The organism is Lutispora sp., from assembly GCF_041687175.1.
Lineage (GTDB): Bacteria > Bacillota > Clostridia > Lutisporales > Lutisporaceae > Lutispora.
On the sequence record NZ_JAWLCK010000108.1, the window covers coordinates 1 to 9,148 of the forward strand.

The window sequence follows — 9,148 nt, forward strand, 5'->3', positions numbered from 1 at the left end:
AAGACCTTACCCTTGTTTATAATTACTGGTATTGTAATTATATTCTTATATACCTTCTCCTCATATGTGGGATTGGATAAAGGAATGAAGAAAATAGCAAGTCTAAATGCTTATTTCTATTATGGATTGCTTTTGCTGTTGGTAATAATAGGTCCAAAGCTATTTATGATTAGAACAGTTACAGCGGGCATGGCTGAGTGGTTGCATAACTTCTGGCTATGGGGTCTTGATCCTATTGACATAGGAGGAGCAGCATTAACACAATCCTGGACTCTGTTTGACTGGGCTTGCTGGATAGCATATGCACCTGTTGCAGGAATATTCTTGGCAATGATTTCTCATGGAAGAACCATTAGAGAATTCATGGCAGTTAACTTTGTTTTACCCAGCATATTCGGAATTATCTGGTTCGGAGTATGGGGCGGATCAGGATTAGGAATGCAAATGGCAGGAAAGGCTGATTTGGTTGGAACAATTGTAAACAATGATGCTATATCTGCTCTATGGCAGTTCATAGAATCCTTGCCCTTTGGTCTGGGTACAATCATAGTACCTGTAAATCTGTTTATAATAGCTGTATCCTTTATAACAGCAGCTCAGGCAACTGCAACTGATATAGCTTCCATGTGCATAAAGGACGTTCCAATTGGAACAGAACCGCCTGCATATTTGAGAGTATTGTGGAGTGTAGTTATCGGAATAATAGCTATAATTATGGCAGCCTTTGGAGGACAGGAGCAAGGTGTTGAAGGTGTTAAAGCATTAGCTACAGCAGGAGGTTTCGTTGTACTATTCATATACATCTTGCAAATAGCTGCTGTAATAAAGATGTTCTTTGTAGATAAGATAGAGGAGTAAACATATTGCATGATAAAACCTAGAAGACTTGTTCTTCTAGGTTTTATCCAATAAAAGACTTAAATGGTTAGGAGAAATGGATATTATGAGCAAAATTCATATAGGAAATCCTATAACACTGCAATCATTTATGGATGTGGTGAGAAATAGACAAAAAATAGATTTCACCGAGGAGTATAAGGAAAGAGTTAATAAATCCAGGGACTTGGTGGAGAGATGGGTTGAAGAAGGCAGGGTAATGTATGGAATAACAACCGGTTTTGGAGCCAATAGCACAAGAACAATATCCAAAGAAGATGCTGTAAAGCTTCAGAGAAATATAATCATAACCCATTCAACATCAGTAGGTCAGCCTATGAGTGAAGAAGAGGTACGGGGAACCATGCTGATGGTGCTTCAAAATGCAGGAAGAGGCTATAGTGGGGTAAGGCTGGAAACATTAAGCAGGTATAAAGATTTTCTCAATTTGAATCTGATACCCTATGCACCTAAAGAAGGTTCAGTAGGATATCTGGCTCCGGAAGCTCATATAGCTTTGGCTGTAATGGGCGAAGGTAAAATGATTTATGAAGGGCAGATTGTTGATGCCATAAGAATTCTTAAAGAACATGGCTTGAACGAATATGAGCTGTCCTATAAAGAAGGTTTGATATTGGTTTCAGGCACCACTGGAGTTACTGCAATGGCGGCAATAGCTTTGTATGACATTATAAAGGCAGTAAAGACAGCAGACATAATAGGTGCTATGACATTGGAAGTATCAAAAGGAACCGTCAGAGCTTTTGATGAAAGACTGATGAGTGTCAGAGGTCATAAGGAGCAGCAGGAGACAGCAGAAAATCTCAGGAGAATTCTTCATGACTCCGGCATAGCAAAGGAATACTATCATTATAGATTACAGGATGCATTATCCATAAGATGTATTCCTCAACTACATGGAGCCGCCAAGAAAACTCTTTATGATGCTCTGAAGACATTGGAAATTGAGATGAACAGCTGCACCGACAATCCAATTGTCTGGGGCGAAAATGGAGATGGAGAGGCAATATCCGGAGGTAATCCTGATTCATCCTTTGTAGGTTTGGAAATGGATTCAGCTGCCATGGCGGCTACAATGGTGGCAAAGATGTCGGAAAGAAGAAATAACAGACTTATTGATGGCAATCTATCTGAAAATCCTTGGTTCCTTGTCAATAATCCAGGATTGAATTCAGGGCTAATGATTCCTCAATATACTCAGGCAGGATTATTAAATGACATGAAGATATTATGTACATCATCTGTAATAGACAATATACCTACATGCGGAAACCAGGAAGACTATGTAGCCATGGGCTATAACGCTGCGAAGAAAGCGGTTGCCATCGCGGAAAAACTGGAATATATACTTGCCATTGAATTATTGTCCGCATACCAATCCTATCAATACTTAGATAAAAAGCTTAAAAGAAGCAGTGCTACAGATGCTGTGTATAACAAAATTGCAGAAACTGTACCTATAATGGAAGAAGATATGTATTTGTACCCCCATATAGAGAAACTGAGAGAGTTAATACACAATGGTGATATTTTACGTATCGTAGAAGATATTGTGGGTGAGATAAAATAGTGTTAAATAAAACGCCTATAAATATTAAATCAACAATATTTATAGGCGTTTTTCTTATGGCCAAAAATCTACAAATATTGACACTTATAGGACGGATAAAAATTAGAATATAGATAAGAAGTTTATTAAAGGAGGCTATATTAATGAACAAAACTTTTCCAAGCGATATTGAAATAGCACAAAAAGCCAATATGAAAGACATTCGTGACATAGCAAAAGAATGGGGAATACTCGAAGACGAGCTTGAACTATATGGGAAATACAAAGCAAAGGTATCACTGGATATATTTAAAAGACTGGAAAACAAGAAAGATGGCAAGCTTGTATTAGTAACAGCTATAACTCCAACTCCTGCAGGAGAAGGGAAATCTACAACCACAGTTGGATTGGGACAAGCCTTGAATAAAATCGGAAAAAAAGCAATGATAGCTCTAAGGGAACCATCTCTTGGCCCAGTTTTTGGAGTAAAAGGGGGAGCAGCAGGCGGTGGTTATGCTCAGGTTGTGCCTATGGAGGATATTAATCTTCATTTTACAGGAGATATGCATGCTATTACTGCTGCCAATAACCTTATAGCAGCTGCAATAGATAATCACATACATCAAGGAAATTCTTTGAGAATCGACAGCAGACAGATTGTCTGGAAACGTGTTCTTGATATGAACGACAGAGCATTAAGAGAAGTTGTTGTAGGACTTGGAGGCAAGGCCAATGGGTTTGTGAGACAGGATGGATTTACAATAACAGTAGCATCGGAAGTTATGGCAGTTCTCTGCCTGTCTACAGACTTGATGGACCTGAAGAAGAGGATTGGCAATATGATAGTTGCTTATGACATGGATGATAAACCGGTAACTGTAAAGGATTTAAAAGTTGATGGAGCTGCTGCTCTTCTGCTTAAGGATGCAATTAAACCTAATCTGGTTCAAACTTTGGAAAATACTCCTGCCTTAATCCACGGCGGACCTTTTGCAAATATTGCACATGGATGCAACAGCATTATTGCAACCAGATTGGGATTAAAGCTTGCAGATTATTTAGTTACAGAAGCAGGCTTCGGTGCGGACTTGGGTGCTGAAAAATTCCTTGACATAAAATGCAGATATGGGAATCTTAAACCTGATGCAGTAGTAATAGTTGCAACTATTCGTGCCCTAAAGATGCATGGAGGAGTAGCTAAGACAGAGCTTAGCAAAGAGAATCTGGATGCGCTGAGTAAAGGTTTTGAAAACCTCGCAAAGCAGATAGAAAATATAAAGAAGTTTGGACTTCCTGTCATGGTAGCTATAAACAAATTTGCAATGGATACAGAAGCTGAGATTGATTTGCTGTTGAAAATATGCCAGAAATATGGCGTTGCAGCTGTCCTAAATGAGGTATGGGAAAAGGGCGGCGAAGGAGGAAGAGAAATGGCTGAAAAGCTTGTTGAACTCATTGAAACTGAAAAGCCATGCTTCAATCACCTGTACGAAGTTGAAGCTTCCATAACCGAAAAAATAGATGCCATAGTCAAGGAAATATACGGAGGATGCGGGGTAAAATATTCACCTAAAGCACTGAAGATGATTAAGAAGTTAGAAGAATTACAATTGGACAAGCTTCCTATATGCATGGCCAAAACCCAGTATTCCTTATCAGATAATCCTCAGCTTTTGGGAGCACCAAAGAATTTTGAAATTACAGTTAACGAGATAAGAATATCTGCAGGCGCTGGATTCATTGTATGTCTTACAGGAGATATTATGACAATGCCGGGATTACCTAAAGTTCCTGCTGCAGAATTTATTGATGTAGATAAAAATGGTGTAGTTAAAGGATTATTTTAAATTTTTTGACGATTCTTGGACGCTTTAATAGTATAATGAAGTAAAGTGCTGTAGAAAGGATGAGCTACATGTCAGTTGATATTTTAAAAACATTGACAGAAGCTATGCCGTATTTTATTCAATTAGTTTCTCAAGATTTTAATGTAGGCATATATGATAGAGAAAAATGCGTTGCATGTTTCTATACAAATGGTTTTGATTTAGGTGCTAAAGAGGGAACAAAAATACCTGAGAACGGGGCTACAGCAATAGCTATAGAAAAAAAAGAAAAAACTGTAAAGGAAGTACCTAGAGAGGTTTTTGGTATACCTTATATAGCCTGCAGTCTCCCTGTTATGAACTCAGAAGGAGAGGTAGTTGGGGCTATTACGGCTGCAGAATCTATTGATAGAAGAGAAAAATTAATAAACATGGCAAGCGGCCTTACTTCTACCATGCAAGAAATAACAGCAACCATGGAAGAAATATCATCAGCAACAGATCAGGTAGCTGAATTAGCTGTAAACATAGAAAATCTAGCAAATGACAACTTAGATAATGTGAGTAAAACGGATGATGTGTTGAATTTCATCTATAATATTGCTAAGCAAACAAAAATGTTAGGCTTGAATGCGACAATAGAGGCTGTAAGGGCAGGTTCAGCAGGAGCCACATTTAGAGTCGTTGCCAGTGAAGTAAGTAAATTAGCAGAGAGCAGCAGCGAATCCACTAAAAAAATAAATGGAACATTAGAAATAATTAATACAGGAAACCAAACTATGTGTGAAGAAAGCAAAAAAATAGCAGGGATTTTGCAACAGTTAGCTTTTTCAATTCAAGAAATTAGTTCCTCTATAATATCTCTAAGTTCTATGGCTGAGGAACTATTAAGTTTATCTAAAGATATTTAAGACATGATGCAGTAATTAGTATTATAATGATATATATTGGAATATGAATGACTCAAGAAAGGCGGTTTTTTTATGGTTATGGATAAAAAACTTATTGAATGTGTACCGAACTTTAGCGAAGGAAGAGATAAAGAGAAAATAGAGAAGATTATGGATTCATTCAGAGGAAAGGAAGGACTTAAACTATTGGATTATTCTTCAGATGAAAGCCATAATAGACTCGTTGTAACAGTGGTTGGCGAGATGGAACCAATGAAAAATGCTGTACTCGAAGCAATTGGTGTTGCAACTTCAATTATAGACATGACAAAGCATGAGGGAGAACATCCCAGAATGGGAGCTACAGATGTAGTTCCATTTATACCAGTTAAAAATGTGAGCATGACTGAAGTTATAGAGTTCTCAAAAATAGTGGCTAAAGAAGCTGCTGAGAGATATAATATACCTATATTTTTATATGAAAAATCAGCTTCTGTTCCTGAAAGAGAAAACTTGGCAACTGTAAGAAAGGGACAATTTGAAGGTATGGCAGAAAAATTGATGCAGCCTGAATGGAAGCCGGATTTTGGTCCTGATAAAGTTCATCCAACTGCAGGAGTTACTGCTATAGGCGCAAGAATGCCATTGGTTGCTTTCAATGTAAATTTGAATACAAATAATAAGGAAATCGCTGCTCAGATTGCGAAAAACATAAGGCATCTCAATGGAGGTTTGAGGTTCTGCAAGGCCATAGCTGTTGAATTGACTGATAGAGGTATAGTCCAGGTTTCTATGAACATGACAGACTATACAAAAACAGCCCTCTATAGAGCTTACGAGTTGATTAAAATTGAAGCCAGAAGATTTGGAGTACATCCAATAGGAAGCGAGATAGTAGGTACTATTCCAATGGAAGCTTTGATAGATACAGCTGTTTACTATCTGGGTGTAGAAAATTTCAGCATGGATCAGATTCTTGAAACAAGACTTATGGAGTAATGAAAAAAGTAAATAGAAATCGCTAAAAAGACTCGGACATAATGTCTGAGCTTTTTAGAATCTAATGACAATGTGTGGTTTTGCCGGGAGGTGGCACTATGGACCTGTTGAATGTAAGGCTCTTTAGTACCCCAGCTGTATTTATAAAAGACAAAAGAATTGTTTTTCCATCCAGAAAGTTTGAGGCGCTATTTTACTATATTTTTGTAAACAAAGAAGCGTCGCGGGAAGAGTTAGCCAGCCTATTATGGCCTGAGGCCGACCCTCAAACTGGAAGAAAAAATGTAAGAAATGCACTTTACTATATTAAAAAAAGTCTTGATATGGATGCAATCATTTCTCCTAATAATTCTATAGTTATGCTTAATTCTGAAGTTCAATCATGCTCTGATTTGGAAAGGCTTTTAAGTGATGATGAATGGATTGATGCATATACAGGGGATTTTCTCCAAGGATTTATTGTAAAAGATGAAGAGATTTTAGAAAATTGGATAATTAGTTCTAGGGAAAAGTATAAAAGCATCTATGTGCAAAAATTGTATGAAAAGATAAAAGAAGATTATACAAAGGGCGATTATGAAAGCATAGAGAAGTGTGCAAGGCGGCTTATTGAAATTGATGAATATGATGAAAGAGCCTATAGAGTACTGATAAAGACCCTCTCGGAAATGAATATGTATAACAAAGCTTCAGATGTCTATGGCAAGCTCTGTGAGAAGTTAAATAAGGATTTGGGTATTATTCCTGATATTAAAACTAGAACTCTATATAAAAATATACAAAAGAAAAGAAGTTGTACTGAAACATATAGAATAAATAAAGAACAAAAGATATTTTATGGAAGAAAACAGGAACTAGCCATACTGAATAGCAATTATTCCAGTTTAATAAACGATGAAGATTATAGTTCAATTATTATTGTAGGAGAAGCGGGAATAGGAAAAACCACATTAAAAGACAGATTCCTTGAAGAAATAGATCAGAAGGACACTTTTATACTGGAAGCAAACTGTTATCAAGCAGAAGAAGAATTCCCACTAAGACCTTGGGCAGGAATCTTGACCAAAGCAGCCAGCATAATTGAGGAAGAGAAAATTTTAATTCCGCCTTTGTGGAGCGAAATAATTCAAGCTTTTTTTCCTTCATTGGTATTAAGTGGTTTAGAATATGAATCTGCTATAAATATTGAAGGAGATTCATTGAAGTTGAAATTGCTGGAAGAAACTATAATTAGTTTGTTTAGAGAGATTTCAAGGATTAAGAAAGCTATTATTATATTTGATGATATACAATGGATGGATAATTTGAGTATAACCCTCTTGGCTGGTATGATGCTTCATCTTGATAAAAAAATTCTGTTTGTGACCACATGCAGGAATAGTTATTCCCAAAGAGTGGAAGATTTCATTGTTGATATGAGCAGACATGGTAGGATGAGAAAGGTAGAGCTGGAGAGGTTTACAAAGGAGGAAGTTATTGATTTTGCTAAGAAAGCACTGCCACATCACTGCTTAAAGGATGATATATATGAAAAAATATATCAAGAAACAGAAGGAAATACCTTTTTTATAGTGGAATATATAAACTCTTTGCGTGAAAACAGGGAAATGGATATGATGTCCACAAGAATGAACGACATATTGAAAAGCAGGTTTATTGGAGTAAGTGAAGATGGATTTAAAATACTGAATATAGCATCAATATTTTTCGATTACATATCCGTGGATATTCTTGCTGAAATAAGTGGTATGGACAAGTTGAAGCTCTTGGATATACTTGATGATTTGATGAAGAGGTTTATTATAAAAGAATCAAGTAATAAATTTCCCCCATTAATCATGTTTACCCATCAAAAGCTAAGAGAGTTTATATACAACATGCAGTCTACAAGCCGTAGACAGATACTGCATAACAGAATCGGAAGATTGTTGGAGAACAATTTGACAGGGGATAACAGAGATATAGCTCTATATCCCAAACTGATTTATCACTTTTCAAAATGCGGTGATATTGAATCAGCATTGAAATATAATATAAAATTAGCAAGTTTTTATCTTGATGTTAACCATGAACTTTTTCCTATATTGTATGAAAGCGGAGGAAAGAGTGTTAACAATCCTTGTCTCAGTAAGGATGACAGTTACAAATATATAAACAATATAGAAGAACAATTAGCAAAGCTTAGGAAATCACTTCTTGATACAGAGGAGATAACAAAGCTAGAAATAGCTTTTTATCATATGAAAGGAAGACATTTTATTAGACAGGGACAGTATGAAAAAGGCATTGAACTCATAAGAGAAATGATTAATAATTCTCTTCGAATTAATGATATTGATCATCTTCTAAAAGGGTATAGACAACTAGTTTACTATGGGATACAAACCAGAGATATGAGGGCTATGAAAGACAATGTTGAAGTTGGATTGAACATGGCCAGAGAATATGGTTTAAATGCTGATGTTGCTATGTTCCTAAGACTATACGGACTATATAAAATTATGAACAAGGAATATAAATATGCAGAGGAATTGCTTAATCAGTGCATTTATAAATTTCTTTCTATTGATGATTCCAAAGATAGATACTGTATGCATATAGCTGCAGCATACAGCTATCTGGGAGATATCAGAAGGTATAACATGAAATTCCAAAGATCTTTGCAATACTATGATAAAGCCATATCCCTATGTGAAAATAAAATAGAGGGGGGGCAGCTTGGCAATTTTCTGTACCAGGGCAGGACAAGCAGCTTATGATGCAGGAGACTATATAAGGGCTAAAGATTATTTCCTCAGGGCTATTCGGGTATATAATAAAAGTGATTCCATATGGGGCAGGGGCATAGCAGAAGGATATATGACCCTTATCCTGATAACCGAGGGCTATCATAAAAAAGCTTTGGAAAGTTTAAAAAGAGCAGATGAATACTCGAGGAAAATTAAAAACCCTTACGAAATAGGTCTAGTATTCAGAATAAAAGCGGA

General features: G+C 36.4%; 7 protein-coding genes. All 7 read left to right on the plus strand.

Features of this window, described 5'->3' with window-relative positions; all coding sequences use genetic code 11:
* The coding region (locus tag ACESM9_RS12595) for a BCCT family transporter (RefSeq protein ID WP_372999186.1) at positions 1–858 on the plus strand (858 nt) is incomplete at its 5' end.
* An 85-nt stretch (positions 859–943) separates the two neighbouring features.
* Entirely contained in the window at positions 944–2,467 is a 1,524-nt protein-coding gene (gene hutH, locus ACESM9_RS12600; RefSeq protein WP_372999189.1) for a histidine ammonia-lyase, read from the plus strand.
* A 143-nt stretch (positions 2,468–2,610) separates the two neighbouring features.
* The gene (locus ACESM9_RS12605; RefSeq protein ID WP_372999192.1) at positions 2,611–4,293 is read left to right on the plus strand and encodes a formate--tetrahydrofolate ligase; all 1,683 of its coding nucleotides are present in this window, start codon (positions 2,611–2,613) and stop codon (positions 4,291–4,293) included.
* A 68-nt stretch (positions 4,294–4,361) separates the two neighbouring features.
* The gene (locus ACESM9_RS12610; protein ID WP_372999195.1) at positions 4,362–5,183 is read left to right on the plus strand and encodes a methyl-accepting chemotaxis protein; all 822 of its coding nucleotides are present in this window, start codon (positions 4,362–4,364) and stop codon (positions 5,181–5,183) included.
* Between the two features lie 72 nt (positions 5,184–5,255).
* Positions 5,256–6,161 carry a glutamate formimidoyltransferase gene (gene ftcD, locus ACESM9_RS12615; RefSeq protein WP_372999198.1) on the plus strand — a complete coding sequence of 302 codons (906 nt, stop codon included), beginning with the start codon at positions 5,256–5,258 and terminating at the stop codon, positions 6,159–6,161.
* A gap of 98 nt (positions 6,162–6,259) precedes the next feature.
* Entirely contained in the window at positions 6,260–8,920 is a 2,661-nt protein-coding gene (locus ACESM9_RS12620; protein WP_372999201.1) for an AAA family ATPase, read from the plus strand.
* Positions 8,880–9,148: hypothetical protein (locus ACESM9_RS12625; protein ID WP_372999204.1), on the plus strand; the 269-nt coding region annotated here is incomplete at its 3' end. The genes ACESM9_RS12620 and ACESM9_RS12625, both read left to right, overlap by 41 nt.

Bases quoted from the DNA above. Each gene is read 5' to 3' on its own strand.
- hutH (WP_372999189.1), top strand. From the start codon at position 944: ATGAGCAAAATTCATATAGGAAATCCTATAACACTGCAATCATTTATG.
- ACESM9_RS12605 (WP_372999192.1), top strand. From the start codon at position 2,611: ATGAACAAAACTTTTCCAAGCGATATTGAAATAGCACAAAAAGCCAAT.
- ACESM9_RS12610 (WP_372999195.1), top strand. From the start codon at position 4,362: ATGTCAGTTGATATTTTAAAAACATTGACAGAAGCTATGCCGTATTTT.
- ftcD (WP_372999198.1), top strand. From the start codon at position 5,256: ATGGTTATGGATAAAAAACTTATTGAATGTGTACCGAACTTTAGCGAA.
- ACESM9_RS12620 (WP_372999201.1), top strand. From the start codon at position 6,260: ATGGACCTGTTGAATGTAAGGCTCTTTAGTACCCCAGCTGTATTTATA.